The 23,151-nt window shown below is 68.2% G+C and carries 25 protein-coding genes; all 25 read left to right on the plus strand.

Translation table 11 applies throughout. The annotated features are described in order from the left end of the window. Positions 1–11 precede the first annotated feature (11 nt). The 25 genes from ACZ54P_RS37875 to ACZ54P_RS37995 all read left to right on the plus strand — a co-directional run bounded on the left by ACZ54P_RS37875 (position 12) and on the right by ACZ54P_RS37995 (position 23,073). A complete protein-coding gene (locus tag ACZ54P_RS37875; protein ID WP_465466433.1) occupies positions 12–1,655 on the plus strand; it encodes a phage portal protein in 1,644 nt (547 codons plus the stop codon). Between the two features lie 302 nt (positions 1,656–1,957). After that, entirely contained in the window at positions 1,958–2,239 is a 282-nt protein-coding gene (locus tag ACZ54P_RS37880) for a hypothetical protein (RefSeq protein ID WP_465466434.1), read from the plus strand. A gap of 33 nt (positions 2,240–2,272) precedes the next feature. Beyond that, positions 2,273–2,503 carry a hypothetical protein gene (locus ACZ54P_RS37885; protein ID WP_465466435.1) on the plus strand — a complete coding sequence of 77 codons (231 nt, stop codon included), beginning with the start codon at positions 2,273–2,275 and terminating at the stop codon, positions 2,501–2,503. Between the two features lie 324 nt (positions 2,504–2,827). Beyond that, positions 2,828–3,832, plus strand: coding sequence for a hypothetical protein (locus ACZ54P_RS37890; protein ID WP_465466436.1), 1,005 nt, complete (start codon positions 2,828–2,830; stop codon positions 3,830–3,832). Further along, the gene (locus ACZ54P_RS37895) at positions 3,829–4,209 is read left to right on the plus strand and encodes a hypothetical protein (protein WP_465466437.1); all 381 of its coding nucleotides are present in this window, start codon (positions 3,829–3,831) and stop codon (positions 4,207–4,209) included. The genes ACZ54P_RS37890 and ACZ54P_RS37895 overlap by 4 nt, the downstream gene beginning before the upstream one ends. A 98-nt stretch (positions 4,210–4,307) precedes the next feature. Then, entirely contained in the window at positions 4,308–4,511 is a 204-nt protein-coding gene (locus tag ACZ54P_RS37900) for a hypothetical protein (RefSeq protein WP_465466438.1), read from the plus strand. Continuing rightward, the gene (locus tag ACZ54P_RS37905; RefSeq protein ID WP_465466439.1) at positions 4,501–6,246 is read left to right on the plus strand and encodes a hypothetical protein; all 1,746 of its coding nucleotides are present in this window, start codon (positions 4,501–4,503) and stop codon (positions 6,244–6,246) included. The genes ACZ54P_RS37900 and ACZ54P_RS37905 overlap by 11 nt, the downstream gene beginning before the upstream one ends. Positions 6,247–6,430: 184 nt before the next feature. Further along, the gene (locus ACZ54P_RS37910; protein ID WP_465466440.1) at positions 6,431–7,801 is read left to right on the plus strand and encodes an SU10 major capsid protein; all 1,371 of its coding nucleotides are present in this window, start codon (positions 6,431–6,433) and stop codon (positions 7,799–7,801) included. Between the two features lie 83 nt (positions 7,802–7,884). Beyond that, entirely contained in the window at positions 7,885–8,274 is a 390-nt protein-coding gene (locus ACZ54P_RS37915) for a hypothetical protein (RefSeq protein ID WP_465466441.1), read from the plus strand. A gap of 30 nt (positions 8,275–8,304) precedes the next feature. After that, positions 8,305–8,979 carry a hypothetical protein gene (locus ACZ54P_RS37920; RefSeq protein ID WP_465466442.1) on the plus strand — a complete coding sequence of 225 codons (675 nt, stop codon included), beginning with the start codon at positions 8,305–8,307 and terminating at the stop codon, positions 8,977–8,979. A gap of 4 nt (positions 8,980–8,983) precedes the next feature. Continuing rightward, positions 8,984–9,511: an NUMOD3 domain-containing DNA-binding protein gene (locus ACZ54P_RS37925; RefSeq protein ID WP_465466443.1), complete on the plus strand. Its 528-nt coding sequence runs from the start codon at positions 8,984–8,986 to the stop codon at positions 9,509–9,511. A 45-nt stretch (positions 9,512–9,556) separates the two neighbouring features. Then, positions 9,557–9,793, plus strand: a complete 237-nt coding sequence (locus ACZ54P_RS37930; protein WP_465466444.1) for a hypothetical protein — start codon at positions 9,557–9,559, stop codon at positions 9,791–9,793. A gap of 3 nt (positions 9,794–9,796) precedes the next feature. Beyond that, positions 9,797–10,294, plus strand: a complete 498-nt coding sequence (locus ACZ54P_RS37935) for a hypothetical protein (RefSeq protein ID WP_465466445.1) — start codon at positions 9,797–9,799, stop codon at positions 10,292–10,294. 32 nt (positions 10,295–10,326) lie between these two features. Next, entirely contained in the window at positions 10,327–10,626 is a 300-nt protein-coding gene (locus ACZ54P_RS37940; protein ID WP_465466446.1) for a hypothetical protein, read from the plus strand. 3 nt (positions 10,627–10,629) lie between these two features. Beyond that, complete coding sequence (locus ACZ54P_RS37945) at positions 10,630–11,781, plus strand: phage tail tube protein (RefSeq protein ID WP_465466447.1); 1,152 nt, start codon at positions 10,630–10,632, stop codon at positions 11,779–11,781. A 72-nt stretch (positions 11,782–11,853) separates the two neighbouring features. After that, a complete protein-coding gene (locus tag ACZ54P_RS37950; protein ID WP_465466448.1) occupies positions 11,854–12,228 on the plus strand; it encodes a hypothetical protein in 375 nt (124 codons plus the stop codon). 107 nt (positions 12,229–12,335) lie between these two features. Then, complete coding sequence (locus ACZ54P_RS37955) at positions 12,336–12,497, plus strand: hypothetical protein (protein WP_465466449.1); 162 nt, start codon at positions 12,336–12,338, stop codon at positions 12,495–12,497. Beyond that, positions 12,487–12,963 (plus strand): hypothetical protein, encoded by a 477-nt coding sequence (locus ACZ54P_RS37960; protein WP_465466450.1) that lies wholly within the window; start codon positions 12,487–12,489, stop codon positions 12,961–12,963. The genes ACZ54P_RS37955 and ACZ54P_RS37960 overlap by 11 nt, the downstream gene beginning before the upstream one ends. Positions 12,964–13,008: 45 nt before the next feature. Further along, on the plus strand, positions 13,009–16,020 hold the full coding sequence (locus ACZ54P_RS37965; RefSeq protein WP_465466451.1) for a phage tail tape measure protein: 3,012 nt from the start codon (positions 13,009–13,011) through the stop codon (positions 16,018–16,020). 15 nt (positions 16,021–16,035) lie between these two features. Next, complete coding sequence (locus ACZ54P_RS37970; RefSeq protein ID WP_465466452.1) at positions 16,036–16,659, plus strand: hypothetical protein; 624 nt, start codon at positions 16,036–16,038, stop codon at positions 16,657–16,659. A 42-nt stretch (positions 16,660–16,701) separates the two neighbouring features. Beyond that, a complete protein-coding gene (locus tag ACZ54P_RS37975) occupies positions 16,702–20,460 on the plus strand; it encodes a hypothetical protein (RefSeq protein WP_465466453.1) in 3,759 nt (1,252 codons plus the stop codon). A 104-nt stretch (positions 20,461–20,564) separates the two neighbouring features. Beyond that, positions 20,565–21,119 carry a hypothetical protein gene (locus tag ACZ54P_RS37980; RefSeq protein WP_465466454.1) on the plus strand — a complete coding sequence of 185 codons (555 nt, stop codon included), beginning with the start codon at positions 20,565–20,567 and terminating at the stop codon, positions 21,117–21,119. 14 nt (positions 21,120–21,133) lie between these two features. Next, positions 21,134–21,715, plus strand: a complete 582-nt coding sequence (locus ACZ54P_RS37985; protein WP_465466455.1) for a hypothetical protein — start codon at positions 21,134–21,136, stop codon at positions 21,713–21,715. 10 nt (positions 21,716–21,725) lie between these two features. Beyond that, entirely contained in the window at positions 21,726–22,001 is a 276-nt protein-coding gene (locus ACZ54P_RS37990; RefSeq protein WP_465466456.1) for a hypothetical protein, read from the plus strand. 82 nt (positions 22,002–22,083) lie between these two features. After that, on the plus strand, positions 22,084–23,073 hold the full coding sequence (locus ACZ54P_RS37995) for a glycoside hydrolase family 25 protein (protein ID WP_465466457.1): 990 nt from the start codon (positions 22,084–22,086) through the stop codon (positions 23,071–23,073). Positions 23,074–23,151: the final 78 nt, after the last annotated feature.

Below are 23,151 nucleotides of genomic sequence, written 5' to 3' on the forward strand. Positions count from 1 at the left end.
GGAGGTGCGTCATGGCCTTCTGGAGCAGCTGGTTCCGGCGCGGCGACAAGGTCACCGAAGCGAAGGCGCCGGTGGCGCTCGCCCAGCCGGCGGCGCCGCGTCGCGGTTTCGAGTACGGCGTCGGGCCGGGCGGCTTGACCGAGACGTCGCAGGGCGTCGGCACGGCGACGCAGACCGACCGGCGCAGCCTCATGCAGCAGCTGTACGAGGCGTTCCTGGCGTGCCCGTGGTCGTGGGCGTGCACCAACGCGATCGCGCGCACGATCACCGCTGGCGGGCTGGTCACGGACTGGGTGAACGACGACGGTCAGGGCGACCAGGAGCAGCCGGAGAAGCCCGCGAACGTACTGGCGCTGGAGCGGCTGCTGAAGTTCTGCAACCCACGCGAGGACATTCGGCAGCTGCTCCGGTCCACGATCGCGGACCTGCTGGTGTTCGGTGACGCGTACATCGAGATCGTGTGGCTGGGCCGGGTACCGGTGGCGCTGTACACACTGGACGCGCCATCGATGCTGCCGATCGCCGACGAGCACGGCGAGATCACCTCCTACGTGCAGGTGACCGACCAGGGGCAGCGCGCGGAGTTCGAGCCGCGCGAGGTCATCCACATCAGCCTGGACGCCCCACGCAGCGGCATGTTCGGGGTGGCGCCGACGCAGGCCGCGTTATTGCCGATCACGACCTGGCTGTTCACCGCGGCGACGTTGAAAGAGATCTACCGGAAGGGCAACCCTGCTCAGATCCACGCCGATCTCCCCCGGGACTACTCTCCGGCTGAGATCACGAAGTGGGCATCGCAGCACATGGTGCGCAACGTTGGGCCGCGCAACATTGGTACACCGATCACCACCAAGGGCGGCGGGAAGATCACCGAGCTTCAGCAGGCCAAGATCGGTGAAGCGCTAGAGACGTTGTCGCAGAAACGCGACGAGATCCTGGCCTGCTACGGCGTGCCTCCGGCCGAGGTCGGCGTCATCGAGTCCGGGAACCTCGGTGGCGGCACCGGCGAGTCGCAGCGCAAGAGCTACGAGGTCAACACCTGCGACCCGATCGCCGCGATCTTGCTGGAGAAGCTGGTGTCGGCGCTGGTGACTGGCGGCTTCCAGATCACCGGCTGGACGTTGAAGTTCAAGCCGGTCGACATGCGGGACTCGAAGGTCATCGAGGAGATCCGGGAGAAGCGCGTCACCACCGGTCTGTGGACGTTGAACCGGGCCCGCGCAGAGGTCGGCGAGCCGCCGGTCCCCGGCGGTGACGAGCCGGTGTTCGTGGTCGGCACGAGGATGTTCCTGTGGCGCGACGTCATCGCGCACGGCCAAGCCCAGATCGCCGCGTTGCTGCGCGGGACGTCGCTGGAGGCCGGCGAACCGGCTGACGAGGAGACGCCGGTGCAGCTGGTGAAGCCGGATCCCGAACCGATCCCGGATCAGCTCAAGTCGTTCGCCGGAGAGCCTGGCGAGGAGGAGCCGGACGTCGGTGTCGGCGGCGACGAGGACCAGGCCGAGCCCGTCGACGACGACGGCAAGGACAAGGCGACGAAGAAGGACGGCGAGCCGACCGAGTTGTTCGGCGGCGACCGAGCCCGGATCGCCGAGTTCCACAGCCGCTACCTCGCCCGCCGCGACGCCGCGCTGGCCGAACTGGCGGCCGCGTGAATGACGACGACACTGCGGCCGCGCCGGAGCCCGCTCCGGAGCAGCCGCACCCGGTGCGCGCCCACGACATGGCCGCACTGATTCCGAAGGCCTGACCCCGCGGACGCGTGCCGCGCCGGACCTCATCCCCGTAAATGGCGGTTCCAGGCGCGCCGCGTCTGCGGCCTCATGCCGCCCTGGCCGAGTGCTCCCCGATGGGTGAGCACTCCCAGGCCGGCACTTCCCGGCCACCCCGACCGCGCGCACGTGCCGTGTGCGGCGGGGTGGCCGGGCCAAGCTCCCCGACCCCTCTGGAGGTACCCGTGTCCGCCGCGCTCGCGCAGATCGTTCACTACGTCGCCCAGTGGGACGACGGCCCCGCGCAGTGCCTCGCGGCGGTCACCACGCTCGTGCCGAACGACCCGCCGCCAGACGACGACGCGACGGCCGTGTCCCTCGCCGTGTTCACTCCCCGTGGTCATTTCTTCGTAGACGAGATCCCGATGGATGAGGGCGAACCGGTGGCCGAAGGACGTCCTCGACCGGCGTTGTGTACCCGCCTCGATCATGAGCCGGGGACGTGGCACGTGCCCGCGGAGGGCTGACCGGTGCCGCGCCGCAGGCCTTCGATCCGGAAGGTGGACGGACAGTGGACCGTCACTCTCCCCGGCTACGGGTTCGCCTCCGACACTGATCTGCCGGTGGACACTCAGCCCGCCGGGGTGCGTCTGCTGCGCGACCGGGCCTATCCCCAGACGGCGGGACTCGGTGGGTCCGCGCGGGACCAGTACGGGGCCAGCCGATCGGACGGGATCTCCGCGGTTCCCCGCTGGGATCCGTTCCGGTTCCGGTTCAGTCGACGTCCCTGACCGGCTTTCTCTCCCCACGTTTTCCCCGCCCGGCGGATTAGTCGCCACTGACGAGGCGGTCCCCGCGCGGGGACCACAGGGATGGGGAAAACGCAGGTCAAACACTTGCCGGATTATTCCTCCCCGGCGCGGGGACAGCGGGGAAACCGGGAATCCGGCGTCCCCGCGACGTCCCCGGAGCGGTGCCCGACCGGTCCCGCTCCCCGTTCACTCCCCTCTTCACTCGCCGTTCCCGACCGGGCTCGCCCGAGCGATTCAGTGCCGCTGGTCCCCGTTGCGGCAAGGCCGTGTCCCCGACTGTCGTTCGTCCCCGGGGAGGTGTTCGTGACCGAGTTCGCCGACGCCGCCCGGCTCGCGTACGTCTCCGGATGGGCCGCCACGGGCGGGCCATTCACCGACCGGGTTCGGGCGGGATGCGCGGCCGCCGTGGCGCTCGCGTGCGAGCACGACACGGAGCCCGGGGTGCTGGAGGCGACCGTCCGGCTCGGCGAACTGGAAGGCATCTGGGCCGAGGTGTACGCGCGACGCGACGCGCTCGTCGACGAGCGAACTCGCCTCGTCACCACCGCGTGGAAGTCACTCACGGTCACTATGGACGTCGCTGGATCGGTGGCCGCGTTCCGGCGACGGCTCTCGCTCACGTCCGAGTCAGCTGATCCCGAAGCGCGCGACCGGCACCGCGCCGAGGCGGTTGCGGCCGCGCTTCTGCTGCTGTCCGGGATCGCCCGAGACCGGCACGACCCGAGGTTCCAGAACCTCGCGCTTCTCGTCACCGACGCGCTCCGGGCGGCCTGGGGTGAAGGCTGGGCCGGGGCGCTCGCGCTGGCCACGCAACAAGCCGGGTACGGGCCGCTTAACGTCGCCGCCGTGTTCGGCGACGCCTACACCGACCACCCCGCAGACCCGGCCCTCGCCGCCGCGGTGATCGCCGCGGTGATCCGCGCGGCCGCGAACGACGTGGCCGCCGTCCTGGCCCGGCTCGCCGACGACGGCGCCGACTACGACGAGATGGTCCGCTCCGTGTGGGACCTGCTCGACGGCGACGAGCTGCGCGCGCTCACGGTCGGCATGGACGTCGCGATGGGCGCCGAGTTCGCGCGTGCCGGCCTCGCCCTCTACCGGGAGCACGGCGCCTGGGACGTGGACTTCGTGACGGTGGGAGGTGCGCTGGTGTGCGGGCACTGCATGGATGCCGAGTCCGCCAGCCCGTATCCGGTTGGGAGCGCCCCGACACCGCCGCTGCACCCGTACTGCCGGTGCGTCCTGATTCCCACGTCGCCGCTGACGGCGCTCGACGTCGCCCCCTACCTGCTCGGAGGTCTTCGATGAACTACCTGCCCCACGGGCGCCTTGTCTGGTCGCGTGCCTCGTCCGGCATCAGCTCGACCCTCACCGCGACGGTCACCTCGAAGGAGTTCAGCCTCCGCGAGTTCACCGACCTGTGGCTGTCGGTCTCCGTGGACGCCGTCGCCGGAGACGCCCCGACGCTGGACGTGTCCCTGGAGATCAAGGGCGCCGGGGACAAGTGGTTCCCCAGTGGGCTCGCCGCTCCCCAGTTGACCACCCCGGGGACGGCGCAGGCATCGGGGGGACTGCACCACGCGGCCAAGCCGCTGGTGCTCCCTGAGCGGGGACGACTGGTCTTCACCGTCAGCGGCACGACCCCCAGCCTGCAAGGCGTCGCCGTCGCCCTTTATGGCCGGTGACCTGCGTGTCCCCCTCTTATTCCCCGTCTCCCCGGTTGTCCCCGACGCGTTCCCCGTCCCCGATCCGGTCCTCGTCTTCCCCGCGTCGACCGGAGCGGATGCGTCCCCGTCCCCGGCCTCCCGGCGGCGGGGACGACGTCCTCGCCGACGGCGAGATCGAGGACTTCATGGAGCTGCTTCTCCTCGCGCTCGACTCCCCGGAGGTTCGGGCGAAGCTGCGCCAGATCTTCCCCGCGGCCGCCGCGCCGATCCGGGCGGCGACGCCCCCAGCTCGAGGAGGAGGTGCCCGCCGTGGCCGCTAGCGCGCTCGCCATCGCGACCGGTGTCGCCATCAAGCCGGGCGTGAGTCGCAACCGGCGGCTGTACACGCGGGAGCTGATCGCCCGGATGGTGGCGCGGGCGCAGGAGCGCCTGGCCGATCCGGACGGGATGCCGCTGACGATGCTCACCCACCACGACGCCGAGGACGACTCCACGGAGATCGTGGGGCGGGTCGTCGAGCTGTCGATGGACAAGACCGGCGCCGTGCACTTCACCGCCGAGATGGCCACGACGGGCACCGCCCGCGACATTCTCGACTTGATCGAGCCGGACTCCGAGGGGCGCCAGTTCTTGCGGGGCGTGTCGATCCGGGGGTTCTGGCTCGGGCCGGTCCGCACCGAGTCCGGCCCGGACGGCGGGCCCGTCGAGACCGGCGACGACCTGGAGCTGGACGGCTTGGATTTCACCAAGAGCCCCGGCGTGCCGGGTGCGCGCGTCGACGCCGTGCAGCGCACTGAACCGGCCGAGGCCGGCGCCACTGAGTCCGCTGGTCGCACCGTCATCCACGAGTCCGTGCAGGAAGCGCTGGTGGACACCACCCCGATCAAGGAGGAAAGCCCCGTGACCCCAGCGTCCGAACCCGCGGCCGCCGAGCAGCCGCGCGTCACCTACGCCGACAACGGCTACACCGGCCGTGGCCAGCGGTACCCGCTCGGCACAGCCGCCGAGACGGTGAACGCCTGGTACGCGTTCACGCAGGAGAGCGTGACCGCCGAGTACACCCCCGCCCAGCTGAAGCGCGCCCGGCAGCGCATCGCGCGGGCCCTGGAGGGCCACGGCCTCACCGCGACGGCTGGGGTTCTGTCCGGCCCGGTGACGCCGGTCGGCGAGTCCAGCGCGCTGGAGATGTTCGGCGACGAGTCGGGATCGTTCCGCGTCGAGCTGACCAACGGCCCGATCTGCGTGTGCGTGTCGTCCTGGTACCTCGACGCCGACCAGCTGCCCGCGATCGGCAAGGCCGCGATGGACGGCGCGCTCTCCGCGCTCCTGGCCATCGATCCCGATCTCGACGGCGAAACCGGAGGCGGCGACGAGCCGACCGAGGCAGCCACCGAGGACCCCGACGCCGCGGTGGTCGAGACCGAGCAGACCACCCCCGAACCCGAGGCCGCACCCGTGGCCGACACCCCCGACGAGACGGTGACCGCCCCGGTGGCCATCGCCGACACACCAGGAGAGGAGCCCGCGATGACGGAGCCCACCACCCCGGCGGCCGACACCCCGGCGGCCGCGCCCAGCATCACCCTGACCGGCGACCAGTTCGACGCCCTGCTGGCCCGGATCGGCGGCGCCAAGCCCGCCGAAGCGACGGCTCCGGCCGCCGAGGCAGCGCCGGAAACCCCGGCGGCCGCGACGGAGACCGCTCCCCCGGCAGCCACCCCGGCACCAGCGGCGGCCGCGCCTGTCGCCCCGGCCGTGGCGGAGACCGACGAGCAGCGCATCGCGCGCCTGGTGCAGGACGGCATCACCGCCGCCCTCCAGGGCCACGCCGCAGCCGGCGGGCTCCCCGCGCGGAAGGGCCTGGTGCCCGGCGCCACGGAGAGCGTGGCGGCCGCAGGTGCCGCGAACTTCGTCGGCGCCGACTACGGCCTCCCGGCGGAATGGCCGCAGAAGCCGCTGCACACCTACACCGAGGAGGAGCGCTCGAAGTACCTGCGCCCCTCCACCGAGCAGACGATCATGGGCCCCCGCTCGATCTACCGGCAGCCGCAGTAGCCGATCCCCCGGCGCGGTCCTGCCCTGAGGGGAGCAGGCCCGCGCCGATCCCTCTTCTCTGCTTCATCCCCTCGTCTTGACCGCCAGCATCCAGCTGGTGCCGTCCGGCAGCGATGGTCGCCCACCCCCGGCCCGCCACACACCTGTGGCGGGCTTCTTCGTGCCTGAAAGAAGGACCATCGCCGTGAACGGCAACGAACTCAAGGAAGCCCTCGGCGCGGCCGGTGTCGGCGCGCTCATCCCGAAGATCATCGACCCGCAGCTGCTGGAGTACCAGCGTCGCTATTCGCCGCTGGTCCGCTCGATCCCGTCCGGCCGCTGGGACTCGGACGTCTACTACTTCAACCGCCGTACCCGGAACCCTCGCGGTGGTCACGTGCAGGACGGCGGCGCGCGACCGCTGACCGCGAGCACCTACGAGCAGTACGCGTTCAACATGACGCACCTCCAGACGGTCGGCGGCGTCACCGGCTACGCCCAGGCGGTCACCCGTCAGGTGATCGGTGATCTGCGTGCCCGAGAGATCGAGGGTTCGATCCAGGGTCTCTACTGGGACATGGAGACGTCGGTTTTGTGGGGCAACGCGGCCGCCACGCTCAACGGCGCCTACCCGCAGTTCGACGGCCTGGATTCCCTGGTCGGTAACTTCACCGGCTCTGAGCAGAACGCCCAGGACAAGGGCGGCGCCAGCTTCTCGCTCGCGCACCTCGACGAGCTGGCGGACATGGTCGAGACCAACGCCGCGATGAGCGTGTTCGACAGCCAGTGGATGTTCGTCATGAGCAACACGGCGCAGTCCCGCATGTCGCAGCTGCTCCAGGCGCAGCAGCGGTTCGAGGACCGCGTCGAGGTCGCGGCCGGTCTGCTCGTGCCGTCCTACCGGGGCATCCCGATCGTGAAGTCCTCGTTCCTGTCGACCCGCACCTACACGATGGGGACGGTCACGCAGGCAAGCGCGTCGACCGGCGGCACCCTGGCGGCGGGCACCTACAACTACCGCATCTCTGCGGTCATGGAACGCCAGGGCGAGATCGCCGCGTCGGCGCCGGTCACCACCGCGGCGCTGACCGGCGCCACGAACACCGTGACGCTCAGCTTCGCTGTCCCGGGCGGCCTGGAGGGCGCGCAGCCGCTCCTCTATAAGGTCTACCGCTCCACCAGTGCGGGCACCGAAACCCTGCTCGGTGTCGTGGACGCCGTCGTTGGGTTCGCGGCGGACGGCAAGACCCCGATCATGGCCACGTCCATCGTGGACACCGGCGCCACGCTGATCCCGAAGGCGGGCGCGACCGCCCCGGCGCAGCCGAACCCGGTCTACGTCGGCGGCAACGCGAACCGGTTCCCGCCCGCCACCGGCAACGAGTCGATCTACCTCGTGTCGCGCGACCGCGAGAACCTGTTCCGCCCGTACGTGCGGGAGCTGGAGCCGCTGGATGTTTACCCGACTACCGACAGCCCGGACACCCTGCCGTACGCGATCGTCGCCGACACCACGCTGGCGCTGCGCGCACCGAAGTACCTCGGCGTGATCAACCGGGTCAACACCCAGCTCTGATCTGACGCGGCATCCGGGGCGCGGCCGACCACTGTGGCGGCCGCGCCCCTCCCTCTCCCTTCTTCTGTCGTGATTGGACAGTCATGGTTTTGATCCGAAAGGACCGTGCGGGCAGCGACTCGTACGGCCACACGTGGGATAGCGACGGCGCGGTGGTCGACGTCGCCCCCGAGCAGGCCGCCGAGCTGCTGGAGATCCCGGACGGCGGTTTCCACGAGCACGAGCCCGTCGACGAGCCGGAACCGGAGGCCAGTGGCCTGGTCGACCTCGAAGCGCTCGCCGCGCAGGTCGCTGCCGAGAAGGCCGCGGCCGCGGTGACGACGGACGTCGGGCTGGAGGCGAACCTGGCCGGTCTCGCCGCCCGTGAGGCCAGCGGCGAACCGGAGACGAGCGACCCCGCTCCGGAGCCCGAACCGGAGGGTCCGAAGCCGCGCGGTCGCGGCGGTAGCCGGAAGACCACTTCGCAGGGGTGACGCCCTGGACGCCGTTGGAGGTGATCACCGATGCCCGATGACAGCCCGACGCCGTTGTGCACGGCGGAACAGCTGACGCAGGGGGCGTTCGCGGACTTGGTGCATGGGTTCTCCCCGGCGGCAATCACGGACATGCTGGCCGAGGCGACCCGCGCGTGCGAAACCGAGGTAGGTCGCCGGCTGGCGCCGTTCACCGGGCTCGTCGAGACGCATCGGTTGTCCGGTGTGGACCCGGACGAGTTTTCGGGGTCGGCAGGGATACCGCTGGATCTGGCTGGTCAGCTGGGCAGATCGTGGGCGACGTCGCTGAACTCGGGATCGGATCAGGTCCGGCATATCTGGCTGCACCAGTGTGCGCCGCACTATCCGGAGTTCTGGTCCTATTCGGACCTGTCCATCGCGGTCACCCGCTCCTACGGCGGCGGGCAGGATCTCGTGGGGGGCGGCTTCGAGGGGCCGGACGTCGACACCGGGCACGTGTGGTTCCGGCTCGGCACGTGGCTGCCGATCGGGTCGTACGCGACGGTGCGGTACTCCGGCGGGTACACGACCGTGCCGTCTGACCTGCGGCGCGCGTGCAAGTACATGGCGGCCGCGATCGCCTGCCGCGAGTTGGCGCCGCTGCAAACGACGCACGGGCACGATCCGGATGCGCTGGAGGCGCTGGCGGTGTCGTGGCTGAGCCCGTACCAGCGCGGCGACTGATCCGATGGCCAGGACGTACCACCTGACCCCGGAGGGCCGGGCGCGGCTCGCCGAGGCGGCTCGGCAGCGAAACCGGGCCCGGAAAGGCAAGTCCCACAAGGGTCATCCGCTGTCGGCCGAGACGAAAGCGAAGATCTCGGCCGCGCTCAAGGCCTACTGGGAGAAGAAGCGACGCGCGTCCGGAGCGAAGCCGAAGAGACCGCTCGACCCGAACGCGCGGGCGCGGTTGAAGAACTCTCGCGGCCGCCACGGCGGCACCGCGACCAGACGGCTTCGGCGCCCTGCCCGGCATGGCGCGGTATCGCACGCCGGGAAGCGACGCGGAACGAGACGAGTCAGGCGGGGCAGCCACCACGCCCAGCAGTACCGGCTGATCTCGGCGCGCTCCTACCGGAAACGGACCCGCGTGGTCATCAAGCACCGGGCGCGCCGAACCCGGATCGTCGTCCGTCGCCGCGTTCCGCACCACCGCGTGTGGAAGCCGCCGAAGAAGACCCGGCATCGGAAGAAGCGCCGTGCCCGCAAGACCTGACCGCTCCGGCCGGGGCGTGTCCTCCCCTGACTTCATGAGGTGAACGTGGAAAGGCTGGAAGGCCGCCATCAGGCGGTCCGCGATCTCGCACGCTACTTCGAGTACGAGCACCTGCCGAACAGGTTGCGCGCGGTCAGCCAGGCGGTGCACGACCTCGCGCAGGACATGATCGACCACCTGCCCGACTGTCCGATGCTGACGCGCGGGCTGGGTTCGCTGCTGTCCGCGAAGGACTCGTTCGTGCGGGCCGCACTCGACGCCCCGGCCGGGGACGGCGACTGAGCCGTGCCCGGTATCGGCGACGCGATCAAGCGCGAAGCGGAATGGCTCGTCTTGTCCGGCGACGGGCTTCCCGCACTGCTTCAGGCGGACGGCGGTCCTTTCCGGGTCGTGCAGGCGCGGATGCCGAGGACACCGCCGACACGGGCCGCCGGCCTGTACCTGCTGCCCGGCAACTACACCGACGACCGGTGGGCGAATGAGCGGAAGCTGGCGACGTACTCCTTCCGGGCGGCGATCTACTGGCCGCTCGGCACCACCACGGTCACGGCGAATATCGCCGAGCTTGAGCAAGACGCTCTCGACGAGGCGATCGGCCTGCTGATCGAGCGGGTCCGCGGCCTGCTCGGGGATCACACCCACGGCGGCCGGTTCCTCGCCGTCGCCGAAGCGCCCGCACGCACGGAGATCACCGTGCACTACTCGCCGGTCGAGAACACCGCTGTCGATGGCCTGCTCCGTGCTGACGTGATGTGGCAGGCGCAGGACGAGGCGTTCATCTGACCCCGCATCCCTTGTCCTGCTTGGAGTTTCGTATGCGACAGATCAACAACAGCCCGTGGCCGATCACGGTCCCGGGGATCCCGAAGGAAGTGCAGCCCGGCGAGGTCGTGGACTGGCCTGATCCCATCACCGGCCTGGACTCGGTCGACCCGCAGCCGGAATCCGTGACGGAGCCGGACAAACCTGCGGACCCGACCACGCTCCCCCAGCCCATCAACCCGCCGCCCGGCAAGCAGACCCCGAGCCGGGTCTCCGTGGCAGCGCGGAAGAAGTCCGCCGTCGCCGAAGCACCGACCGCTGGCGGCGAGGACGAATCGACCGTGAAGGAGTAGCCGATGACCCAGCTGTCCAGGCTCACGAAACTGGGCATCGCCCCCGAAGTCACCCCCGGCACGTACGTTGTCCCGTCGTACTCGATTCCGTTCACCAAGGCGGACTTCGACGACGTGATCGGGTCCATCAAAGACGAGTCCTACCGGTACAACGACTCTGAACTTCAGGGCATGTACCAGGGCCCGGTGCACGGCACATGGTCGTTGGACGTCATGGCCTACCCCGATCTGCTCGGCCTGTTCCTGGCTGGGATCGTGGGCCCGGACGTCGTCACGCCTGGTGTCTCGACGACGCTGGCGGCCGCGGCCGCCGCTGGTGCGACGTCGATCCAGACCGCGGTGTCGATCCCTGCCGGGTCGACGATCATGCTCGACACCGGGCAGAACATCGAGTACGCGGTCACCGGTGCCGCGACGGGCACCGGCCCGTACGAGATCCCGATCGTGACGCCAGTGGGCGGGCTCACCAAGGGGCACCTGATCAACGCGGCCGTCGTTGGCCAGACGACGCACACGTTCCGCCAGAACCCTTTCGTGCCACGGCGTTCGTACGCGATCACCCTCGACGACACGACCGGGAATCCGCAGGGCTACACGTACGCGACGATCAGTGATTTCGGGTTGAAGATCGACCCGAAGAATGCGGTCACCATGTCAGTGAAGATGACGTCGATGCCCGCGACGTCGCAGGCGACGTTCTCACCGGCTTTCACCGGGCAGCCTCCACTGCTGGGCTGGCAGTGGTCGATGGTGAACGCCGGGTCGGCCTCGAACCGTGGCTTGTCGCTGGACTACACGATCAAGCGGCCGGTCGACCCGATCCAGTCGAGTGACGGCACGCAGGGCCCGCGCGAGATCTTCCAAGGGCCGCTGTCGGTCGACGGCTCGTACAAGGCGATCTTCGAGTCCCAGGTGGACTACGACCTGTACCGCAACAACGTCCAACTGCCCGCGACGGCGACGTTGACGCAGCCGATCACGGCGGGCGGTACGTCGCTGGCCATCACGACGTCGAAGACGGGCGTCGAGAAGGCGTCGCGTGACGTCGGCGGGAACTACGTGCAGGCGTCCTACAGCATCAGCGGCATCTACAACGGCACCGATGGTGGCTCGCTCGCCGTCGTGCTGCGCAACTTCCACCCCGGCGTCTACTGACGCCACACGCCGCCGGACCCGTCCGGCAGCGCTTTCCCCTGTCCCGCAACACCTTCTCCCGAGGAGTCCCTTATGGCCGGATACGCCAACCGCGTGATCACCACGCACTTCCCCGAACTCGCCGAGGACGGCGAGGACATCTTCGTCGTCTTCCGGAACCCGAAGACGCAGACCATGTCCAAACTGGAGGCCGATGCGGTGACGTTGGGCCCGGACGGCACCCCGGACAGGGCGCAGGCGACGGCCGCGGTGAACAGCTTGATGGCGCGCCTGATCATCGGCGGCCGCCTTTACGATGCCCGTGTGGACGGTCTCGACGAGAGCGGGCAGCCCCTCGACCAGCCGTTGCTGACGTTCCCGCTGACGCCGGAGTCGGCCGCTGGCCTGCCGCTGGAGGTTATCTCCGCGATCACCGACAACGTCAAGGCCGCCCAAAACCCTCAGTAGAGCCCGGGAGCCCGTACCTCGAAGATCTGCTCTGGCCTGCCGAGTCGATCTATGAGGGAACGTGGTCTTCCGGGCCTCCCCCGCCGGAGTTCGTCGACTTCGAGCTGATGCGCTACATGGGCTGGTCCTGGTCCGATTTGGATGCCACGCCGGAGTACGTGCGGCGGTACTGCTGGGACCTGATGCAGGCCAGGCTCGCCGCCGAGCAGGCCGAGCACGACAAGGCGATGGCCGAGCACGAACGAGAGAGGGCGGCTCATGGAGCGTGAACTGGCGCCCGGCCTGCTGTCCGCGGTGTTCGCGCGGATCAGTGCGGAGACGGGGCTGCGGACCCGGACGGCGCTGGTGCCGATCGCGGACCTGATCGTGAAGCAGGCCCGGATCAACGCCAGCGTCGGGAAACACCCGTATGGCACCAAAACCCCGGCGTGGCCGGGTACCGGTCCGGCGCAGATCTCGGGGACCTTGTACCGCTCGATCGTCCGCACCGCGGTCCTTCCGTCCGGTCTCGGCTGGGAGGTCAAGGTCGGCATCGCGGCCGGGCAGTACCCGTCGTACGGAGCGCGTCGGTCGAAGACGCCGTCGTCGAAGTACGGCATGTACCTGGAGACCGGGCTTAAGAACGGTGCGAAGTACCCGTTCCTCGAACCGGCTTTCCTTTTCGTGGTCAACGGTCCGGCGCGCTGGATCTACGACGAGATGTACGGCGCGTCCGGCTGGTTGCGTCTGGGCTGACCCGCTGCACTCCCCTGCTCGATCACGAACCGAAGGGGGTGGGTTGTGGCGCAGGAAGTCGCTGATCTCTACATCCGGCTCCGCTCAAATGCTTCCGAGCTGCTCCCCCAGTTTCAGGCTGCCGGCCTGGCCGGGGAGTCGATGGCCGCGAAGATTACCGCTTCGGCGGCCACGATCATCCGGGAGAACCAGAAGCTCCTGCTGTCGATGGGCGCGATGACGACCAAGGCCGACGAAATGGCTCTGTCGTACGGGATCGCCTATCAGCGGATGGCGGCGCAGACGATCGCCGCCACAACGCAGATGGAGGCCGCGAACGCCCGCGCGGCGGCGTCGACGGCGGCGATGGCCGCGAAGATCGACGCGGCGGCCGCGGCTTCGGCGGCGACGACGGCCGGGAAGGTCGAGCAGCTGAAGAAGGCCGCGCTGGCGATCGGTGCGGTCGGGATCGGCGCGGCCGCGGTGACCGTGAAGATGGCGGGTGACTTCGAGGCCAGCACGGTTCGGCTGGTCACGTCGGCCGGTGAGACCGCGGACAATCTGGAGATGGTCCGGCGCGGCATTCTCGACATGGCCGGGTCGGTCGGCTACTCGGCCGAAGAGTTGTCGAAAGCCATGTACACCATCGGTTCCGGTGGCCAGCACGGCGCGGACGGGCTCAAGGTGCTGCGCGCGGCCGCCGAGGGCGCGAAGGCTGAGAACGCCGAGTTGCATACGGTCGCCGATGCGGTGACGTCGGTCCTGGTGGACTACCACCTCAAGGCCGACGACGCCGCCATGGTGACCAGCAAATTGGTCGCGGCGACGTCCGTGGGTAAGTCCACGTTCCAGGAGTTAACGGGCGCGATGGCAGCTGTGTTGCCGGTCGCGTCGGCCGCGCACGTGTCGCTGGACGACATTCTCGGGTCGCTCGCCTCAATGACCGTGCACGGCATGAGCGCGAGGCAGTCGGCACAGAACCTCACCGACGTCATCCGACACATGCAATCACCGACTTCGGTGCAGGCAAAGGAACTCGCGATCCTCGGGATCAACTCGCAGGACCTCGCGGGCAGCCTCGGTGAGCGCGGGCTGTCCGGCACTCTCCAGATGATCGCGAACCGGATCCGGGATTCGATGGGGCCTGAGTCTTCGCGGGTCATCCTCAACCTGCAAACCGCGCTCCGCGGCTTGCCGCCGGAGGTGCAGAAGCTCGGCCAGGCCGTGCTCAACGGCAGCATCTCCGCGAAGCAGTTCATTATGGATACCAAGGCGCTGGATCCGATTTCGGCGTCACAGGCCCGGTCCTTCGCAACGCTCGCGGCGTCCATGCACCAGCTCGGCACCGGCCAGACGACCGGCGCGCAGGTCATGCAGTCCTACGGGCAGGCTCTCGCGAAGGCCACCGGCGACGCGACCGGCCTGAACGTCGCGTTGATGCTGACCGGCGAGAACGCCGATATCACCAATCGGTCGGTGAAAACCGTGGCGGACGCGACGGTGGAGGCCGGCGGGCACGTTCTCGGTTGGTCGCACATCCAGCACACGTTCAACCAAAAGGTGTCCGAGGCCAAGTCCGGGCTCGGCGCGCTGGCGATCTCCGTGGGCAACCAGTTGCTTCCGGTGTTCTCCAAGATCGCCGGAGTCGTCGCCGACGTCACCGGCTGGCTGTCGCGGAACGAGACCGCGGCGAAAGTCCTCGCGGTCGTCATTGGCGTCATCCTCGTCGTCGCGTTCAGCGCGCTGCTCGCGGTCTTCTGGGGCTTCGCCGCGAACCCCGTGACCTGGATCATCGCCGGGATCATCGTGGTCGTCCTGCTGCTAGCCGCTGGGATCTATCTGCTGATCGACAACTGGGATTCGATCGCATCGTTCTTCGTCGATTTGTGGAACACGGTGAAGAACGCCTTCTCTACAGCGATCGACTGGGTGATCAATCTGATCTCCGGCTGGATCGACTGGGTGAAGGCGCTCCCCGGCAGGATCCTCGCTGGCCTCGCGTCACTGGGCCAGATGCTGCGGAATTTGTTCTCCCGGGGCTGGAATTCGGCCGTAGAAGCGACGAAGCGTGGTATCGCGATAACGATCCAGTGGGTAAAGGATTTACCGCGAAAAATTGGATTTGCGCTCGGTTTTCTAGCTGGACTTCTCGCGCGAACAGCCATTCGCGCCTGGGAGGCTTTCACCAACGGAATTAAAACCGCCTATGAAGCGACCGTGCGCTTTCTGCGCGAATTACCAGGAAACATTATTGGCTTTCTTTCGGATGCGCACAACTGGTTGGTGCAGAGGGGCCGCGACCTGCTGCTCGGGCTGGGGCGCGGCATCATCAACGGCTACGAGAACGCCAAGCAGTGGTTCATCGAGCTGCCGGGCAAAGTCCGGCAGTTCTTCGCTGACGTCACTAACTGGCTTGTCCAGAAGGGCATCGACCTGCTGACCGGTCTGAACCGGGGCGTCGTCAACGGCTATGAGAACGTCAAGCGCTGGCTTTTCGACCTGCCGGGCAACATCGGCCGCTTCTTCTCCAACGCCGGATCGTGGCTGTGGGATGCCGGAAAGTGGCTGGTCCAGGGTCTCTGGAACGGCATCACGAGCGCCGCCAGCTGGATCTGGGGCAAAATCCGCGACTTCGCGTCCGGGATCGTATCCGGATTCAAGTCCGCCTTGGGCATCCAATCCCCGTCGCGGATCATGGCCGAACTCGGCCAGTTCCTGGCGCAAGGCCTCGCCATGGGTATCGACGACCACGCGGACCAGGCCGTCAGCGCCGCTACCTCGATGGCGCGGCGGGTGACCGACGCCTCCGCGGTCGCGGTGAACGTCTCTACCGGCGTCACCGGACGCCCTGCGTCGAGCACCCGCGGCCAGGCCGGTGGGGCGGCAGCCGCCAACGGGGGAGGGCTCGCCCCGGTCGTGCCGGTCTCCGGGGGCGGCTCCACGCAGATTGTGAACGTCTCCTTGAACGTCGCAGGGTCGGTCCTCACCGAGAACGACCTGCAAAAACTCGTCCAGAAGATCGTGATCCGGTTCGCCGGGCGCAACAACGGGCCGGGCTGGTCCCCGGCCTTCAGCTGACCAGAAGGGGGCCTTGTGGCCAAGTTCTACCGGCAGGCGCTCGCGCTGGCCGCACAAGCGAAATGGAACTGGGTGACCGACAACGTCGTCGCCACCCTGCACGGCACCGGCTACACGCCGAACCTCGACACCGACGCCTATGTTGCGTCGCTGGCAGGGGAGTTGCCGACCGCGAACGGCTACACGGCGGGCGGGGTGGCGCTCACCAGCAAAGCGGTGTCGTACGTCGCTGCGAACAGCTGGAGCACCGCGTGGGCGGGGGCGACGGCGTACGCGGCGGAGTTCACTGTGCGGCCCGCCCCTGGTAACGGGTTCCTCTACCGCGCCGTATCGGGAGGAACGTCGGGCGCGTCGGCGCCGACGTGGCCCACGGTCGTCGGCGGCACGGTCACGGACGGCTCAGTGGTGTGGGAATGCGTCGGCTCCGGCGCCACCCAGTTCACCGCGAGCAACCCGGCGTGGGCCTCGGCCACGTTCTCCGGAGCCCGGTATCTGGTCCTGTCCGACCGGACGCCAGGTTCGGCGGCCGCGCAGCCGTTGCTCGCGATTCACGACTTCGGCTCGAACCAGGCCGGGCAGGGCGGAACGTTCACAGATCAGTGGTCGCCACAGGGAACGCTGTTGATCTACCACCCGTAGTCGTCGGCGGCCGCGGGGCTTCGGGTCGGGGGAGGGGTGGCCGTGTCGTTCGCGTTCGTGAGGTCGTTGGGTACCAACGGTTCCAACAGCACGATCATCACCGGTCTGTCCATTTCGGTACCTGCAGGCGGGGTTCCTGCCGGTGACCTGCTTGTGCTGCGTTTCGCGAGCTTTAACTATCGCTCCGGATCGAATCCGCCCGCCGTGTCAGACTCGCGCGGGAACGCCTGGCAGGCCGACTACACGCGGACGTCATCCAGTGACGGCATGAACATCGTCTATTCGACGGTCGTCAGCACACCGTTGCAGGCAGGCGACTCGATCTCGGTGGGGTTCACCGCGAACAACGCAAACTACGCGCTCGCGGTGGATCAGTTCTCCGGGGTGGCACCATCCGGATGGCGCTGGATGGTCGATCCGAACGGCACGAAAGCCGTGACGACGACGCCGACGAACTCGCTGTCACCGACGCCGCCGTATCCGACGTACACGTTGGTCGTCGGGGTGCTGTTCGTGCCGCTTCCCAGCACGGACGCCTACACCGAGGACACGAGCCAGGCCGGCGGGGACTCGTGGCACACCCTGCCGGGCGCTTTCAGCCCGGCGGGATCGGCGACGCAGGCGGTCCGCGCTTCCTACAAGATCCCCACCTTGGGATCGACGGGCGCCGTGCAGACCTGGGCGCCGACGCTGGGGACGGCGAAGACGACGCTGGAAACCCTGGTGATTTACCAGGGGAAACTGGTCCCGGTCACCATCGAAGGGCCCACCGCGGCCGCGCGCACCGGCAACCCACGCGAAGCCGTCACGATCGGGGTGTCGCTGGCCAGCGATGTGCCTGTGGCGGCCCGCACGGGTGTTCCGGAGAGCAAGCTCGCCGGAACCGCACCCGAACCGATCACGCTCCTCGACGTACCGCTCGCCTCGCGAACCGGGACACCGGTTGACCTGGTTGCAATCGACGTCCCGCTAGAGATCGGTGTTCCGGTGCCTACCCGCACAGGGGCACCGGTTGACGCGGTCGCGATTGGCGTCACCGTTGAGGACGTCCCGTTCCCGGCCCGAACGGGAGCCCCTGCGGATGGGCCGGTCCTCATTGGCGTGACGGTCCAGGACACTGTCTGCGCGGCCCGCTCCGGCGCACCAGGCACCACTCTGGCCATCGGGGTCACGCTGGTCACCGACCGGCCGACCGGAGCTCAGGGAGGAGCGCCCGGCGCCACGATCGGGAACACGGTCACCAACGACGCACCGGCCGCTTCTCGGGCTGGAGCGACGGTGTCGGCGCTGGGCGGCGCGGGGCGCTTCCCTGTGTCCCCCAGCAGTTGGAACGGGGATATTCCGAACCCGAACCGGCCGCTGCTGATCCCGTACGCCGACTTCACCCTGGGCCCGCCGAAGGTGGTCGGGTTCGAGACGCGGCGTTCGTTGAACTCGCGGGCCCGTCGTACGGTCGCCCGGAAGATCTCGATCCAACGTGGACGCCAGTACGAACTGGATCAGGTACAGGCCGGCACTGCGACCTTCGAGGTGACGGACCCTCTGGAGAACCTGAATCCGGTGAATGCTGCCAGCCCGTTGAATCAGAACGGGCAGCAGATCAAGCCGTATCGGGCGATGCGGGTGACTGCGCTATGGCCCAACACCGGCAACATGATCAACAAGTCGCTTGTCGGTGACGATGCTGACGCATCCTTCGAGACCGGTTTCAGCCGGTTCGGGCCAAGCGGTGCGGGCACCACTCAGGCGACGTCGACCGCGCACTTCTGGACCGGTACAAGGTCGATGCAGGTCACGCAGACGACGGCGGGCCGCGGATTCGGCGTGAGCCTGCCGATCGTCGTGGGCCCAGACCTGCGCATGGTGATGTCCGCGTACGTGCGACCCACAGCGGGCACGACGGTGCAGTTGCGGATCACCGACGCTGCGGGTATCGAGCACATTTCACCCGCGGCGACGGCCCAGAACGTCTGGACACGGATCTTCGTGTCGTGGCGGGCGGTCGACATGGCCGAGAAGGTGGAGATCTTCGGCAGTGGAGGGGCGCCGACGCGGTTCTACGTCGATGCCGTGCAGCTGGAGTTCGGGTTGAATCCGACTCTCTTCACCACTACGGGCCCGACCGCGTACCGGCTCTACTCCGGCTACATCGAGCGGTACCCGCTGCACTACGACATGCACGGCACCCGAGGAATCCGTCCGCTCACCGCGGTGGACGCACTCGCGATCCTGTCCCGCACGGAGATCGCGGAAAGCTACCAGGCGACGATCTCAGCGGACGGACCGAACCTCATCGCGCCGCTCAACGACGCCAGCGGCCCGCAACGGATTCTCCGGCCAACTGGTGGCCCTCCCATGGCGGGATACACCCAGCTGGGCAGTAATAGCGCCGCAGTTAACTGGGGCGGCGATTCATTCCTCGACGGCACACCAGCGCTGTCGATAACGCAACAGAACACCACGCCGCCTGTGAAGGCCGATATCACGCAGGTGACGTATGTCGGTACGCGTGGCGGTTCGATCTCCATGAACCCTCGCTCATTTACCTACGAGGGCTGGTTTAGATTCCAAGACGGGTGTATATATTTCGGTCTGGCTTCAATGAAGCGAGGCGAAAGAACGGACACAATCGATACCGTTTTCGGGCCACAATTTGGCGTTCGCTTCTTCACCACGGGTGGCCGATTGGCGGCGGAATTTACCGACCCTAATGGAAGTTCGACCCCCCTGTGGACGATAGATACATCGAAATACAACGCATTACCAGGCGATGAATGGCATTATTTCGCGATAGTTTTTTCCAATGGGAATTGGTCGTTGTATGTCGATGATCAGGCCAGTTGGCGCGATGTGTCGTTGGGATTTTCCCCGTCGTCCTCGGTTCAGCTTGACAACATGTACTTCGACGTGACGACCGTCAACGGTGATCCGGTGTCGACGGCGTCCTTCGCGAACTTCGCCACCTACCCGTACGCGCTCACCGCCGAGCAGGTACTCCGGCACTACCAGCGTGGCGTCGGCTACGAAGGCGAGCGAGCAGGCGTGCGAATCGCTCGCCTGCTGCATAAGTACTGGGCAGGGGACTGGAGGCTGGCACTCGGTCGCCTGCGGCTCGCGCCTGACACCGACTACACCAAGCGAATGCTCCTGGATGTGCTCCAGGAGATCCAGGAGTCCGAACGTGGCCTGGTGTACGCCGATCAGGGCGGCGTGGTCATCTTCGACGATCGAGAGTCCCGATACCGGGGAGAGCAGCAGATCCCGGCGATGGTGTTCGGCGAAGACACCGCGGCGGGGGAGATCCCGTATGAGGACTACGAAGGCGACGTCGACCCCACGTACGTCTTTTCTCAAGCCAACTTGACCAGGCCGGGAAACAACGAGTTCCCGCCGATGGTGAACGCGGCCGCGAAGGCGGACTACGGGCAGCGGATCCTCAGCCACAACGTGCAGGCCACGAACGACTTCGACCTCAGCCAGGCCGGGACGTTCTACCTCGCCCGCTACGGGCAGGCGAAGCTGCGCATCGAGAAGCTGACGGTCAATCCCGTCGGCTACCCGGGCGCGTGGGGTCCGCTGCTTTCGCTCGAGCTCGGACGCCGGGTCACGATCCGTCGCCGATCGGGCCAGCTGGTCATGAGCGGGGACTACTACGTCGAGCAGATCAATCACGACATCGACGCGGACGCCGGGACGTGGCGGATCGATCTCCAGTGCTCGCCGGTTTTCGTTCCCTCGGCATGGGTGCTGGGGGATCCGCAGTACGGGGTGCTCGGCTCGACGACGACGCCGATCTACTGATCAATATCTGGGCCAGTGCCGTGGCCACCAACCTGAACGGAGGTGGCCACGGTGCCAGCCTTTGACGTCCACCCTCGGCTCGTTCGGTTGCGGGGGTGCCACTCGTGACAATGCCGACGTTCGCGGACGGCTCCTTGGTCCACCAGGGGGATCTGAACCTGCTGTCGACGGGGATCAACAACCTCAGCACCATCGTGACGGGCGCGCCCACGCCGCGGTCCTACGTCCCGCACGCAAGCGTGAAGCAGACGATCGGGCAGTCCCTTCCGCCGAATCAGGACGTGCTGATCAACTTCGACGTCGCCGAGTCGAACCCAGACACCATGTGGGTGCCCTCGGTGGCGAACACGATCACCATCCGCACCGCCGGGTCCTACGAGGTCGACGCCCAATTCCCGCTCCAGACCGCCGCCTCCGACATCTACATGTTCCTGCTGGTTAACGGCACATCCACGTCGGTGTCGAACGTCGGCGGCGAGGACCACAAGCCGGGCTTCAACTCCAACGACGGGCAGATCCTGCACGCGAACGCGTTCTTCCCGAGTCTCGCTGTCGGGTCCGTGGTCTACATGTCGGTCTTCCACACGGCCGGGTCGGCGGTCACCACCGTGGTCGGGCGCACCTGCGCCCGGCTCAACATCCGCCGCATGGGCCCATAGAACTGGAGGACACCGTGACCAGCAGTACCGGTTTCGGCGGCGGAACCCGCGTCGTCTCGACGATCACCGTCACCCCGGAAGAACCGACCGGACTGTTCCGGCCGGACGCGATGAGCGAATGGGTCGGACACCTCGTGCAGGTCGCCGGCCTCGACCCCGCGCACGAGCACACCTTGCAGGCGGTCAAGGTCGTACCGGGTCCGCGGATGGTGATGGACATGAACCTCGGCCGGTACGTGGAGCAGGTGGTTGACGGCGGTGCCGCCGAACTGACCGTCCTGACCGAGGCCCCGTACGTGCCCTGCTACGCGAGCTATGTGCGGGTGATCGCCGGGGTGCCGCCCGCCCGCGCGCGGATCGTCCACTCCGACACCGGGGAAGTACTGGTCGAGCGCGGCCGCTACCCGGCTCCCCTCTACAACGGCCAGCTGCTCGCCGTAGGCGAACAGCACTACCGAGTCACGGCGACGGCTTGGCCGAACCGCAACCCCGAGACCGGATCGGCGGGGAAGTCCGAGGACTACCAGCTGGTGACCGTCACCCCGATCCCCGACCAGGAGCCTGTCGCTCCACTGCCCATGCCCAAGAACCCATGAGGTGATCCCCGTGCCCACGGATGAATCCGCGCTGGCGCACAGCTTCGGCCGCCTCGAAGCCAAGCTCGACCACATCGACGGCAAGCTCGACACCCACACCGAGAAGCTGGCCACCCATGGTGTCCGGCTGGATCGGGTGGAGGTCGACGTCACGAAGATCCAGACCGAAATGGCTTCCGACGACAGCCGCATGAGCGCAGGCCGCCAGATGTTCTGGGTGGCCATCGCGGGTGCGGTCGCGTCCGGCGCGGTCGGTCTGATCGTCCAGCTCGCCACCCGCCACTGATCCATCCCCGCGCGCACGAGAGGCCCCGTCATCCGCCGGGGCCTTTTTCGTGCGCGCCGAACCCGAAGAGAGGAGGTGCCCGTTGGGTGACCGAGCGATCGACGTCTACGAGGCGTACCAGGGCCAGGTCAACTGGCCACAGGTCGTCTCCAGCGGTGTTCGCCGTGTGTTCGTGAAGCTCACCAACGGCAACGGACCGGCCCGCGTCCGTGGTGACCGGTACGTCGCCGGGGCCCGCACAGCCGGCGCCCGCGTCGGCGGCTACCACTACGCGTTGGGCGGTGACCCGGTCGCGCAGGCGAACGCCTTCGCGAACGAGCTGATCCGGCTCAACGCGCTCGACCTGGCGCCCGCGCTCGACTACGAGGACCACTCGCTGCCGAAGGGCCCGGCCGCGCAGGCGTGGATCCGCCGCTTCCTCACGCAGCTGAACGACCGGCTCCCGCAGCTGGCGAAGAACCTGCTCTACGGCTCCGGCTCCGACCTCCAGGCGATGCGCGCCTGGGAGATCACCGTGCCGGGCGCCGACGTCCTGGAATGGGCGGCCGAGTACGGCGTCAACAACGGCGCCCAACACTCGATCCGCCACTACAAGGGCGGCCAGGCCGCGGTCCACCAGTACACCTCGGCGGGTCGCGTGCCCGGCATCGCTGGACACGTCGACCTCGACGACGTCCTGGCCAACATCGACGAGGGCACTGTCTTCGTCGGTGATCGGCCGAACCCAACCCCTGGAACCGCGGCCGCGATTCGTGCCGCCCTGATTCAGATGATGGAGGACTGCATGGTCACGCTCCCGGCCGCGCCGACCACCCGTAGCAAGGTGCTGGCGCTCCCGCCCGACTACGACGTGACGCTGGTGTTCGCCGCCGAGTCCACGGTCTTTGGCGGTCACATCTACAACTGGACGGCCGAGAACGGGAAGGGCACCGGCGGTGACCCGGTGCAGTGGCGCGTCGAGGTGAAGGAAGGCGAGCCGATCAGGGTTCCGTCCGGCACCACGAAGGCGCACATCGAGTACAGCTGCGGTACCGAGGTGTCGGTCTTCATCCAGGTGAAGCCGCGCGGCTAACGGCAGGCGCCCCGAAGACCGTGGTCTTCGGGGCGCCTGCGACGTCGACCGCGGCAACGGCCGAATCGTCGATGCCCT

Source organism: Amycolatopsis sp. NPDC034160 (assembly GCF_055575355.1).

Bases quoted from the DNA above. Each gene is read 5' to 3' on its own strand.
- ACZ54P_RS37945 (WP_465466447.1), top strand. From the start codon at position 10,630: ATGACCCAGCTGTCCAGGCTCACGAAACTGGGCATCGCCCCCGAAGTC.
- ACZ54P_RS37895 (WP_465466437.1), top strand. From the start codon at position 3,829: ATGAACTACCTGCCCCACGGGCGCCTTGTCTGGTCGCGTGCCTCGTCC.
- ACZ54P_RS37875 (WP_465466433.1), top strand. From the start codon at position 12: ATGGCCTTCTGGAGCAGCTGGTTCCGGCGCGGCGACAAGGTCACCGAA.
- ACZ54P_RS37915 (WP_465466441.1), top strand. From the start codon at position 7,885: ATGGTTTTGATCCGAAAGGACCGTGCGGGCAGCGACTCGTACGGCCAC.
- ACZ54P_RS37940 (WP_465466446.1), top strand. From the start codon at position 10,327: ATGCGACAGATCAACAACAGCCCGTGGCCGATCACGGTCCCGGGGATC.
- ACZ54P_RS37950 (WP_465466448.1), top strand. From the start codon at position 11,854: ATGGCCGGATACGCCAACCGCGTGATCACCACGCACTTCCCCGAACTC.
- ACZ54P_RS37920 (WP_465466442.1), top strand. From the start codon at position 8,305: ATGCCCGATGACAGCCCGACGCCGTTGTGCACGGCGGAACAGCTGACG.
- ACZ54P_RS37900 (WP_465466438.1), top strand. From the start codon at position 4,308: ATGCGTCCCCGTCCCCGGCCTCCCGGCGGCGGGGACGACGTCCTCGCC.
- ACZ54P_RS37955 (WP_465466449.1), top strand. From the start codon at position 12,336: ATGCGCTACATGGGCTGGTCCTGGTCCGATTTGGATGCCACGCCGGAG.
- ACZ54P_RS37925 (WP_465466443.1), top strand. From the start codon at position 8,984: ATGGCCAGGACGTACCACCTGACCCCGGAGGGCCGGGCGCGGCTCGCC.
- ACZ54P_RS37960 (WP_465466450.1), top strand. From the start codon at position 12,487: ATGGAGCGTGAACTGGCGCCCGGCCTGCTGTCCGCGGTGTTCGCGCGG.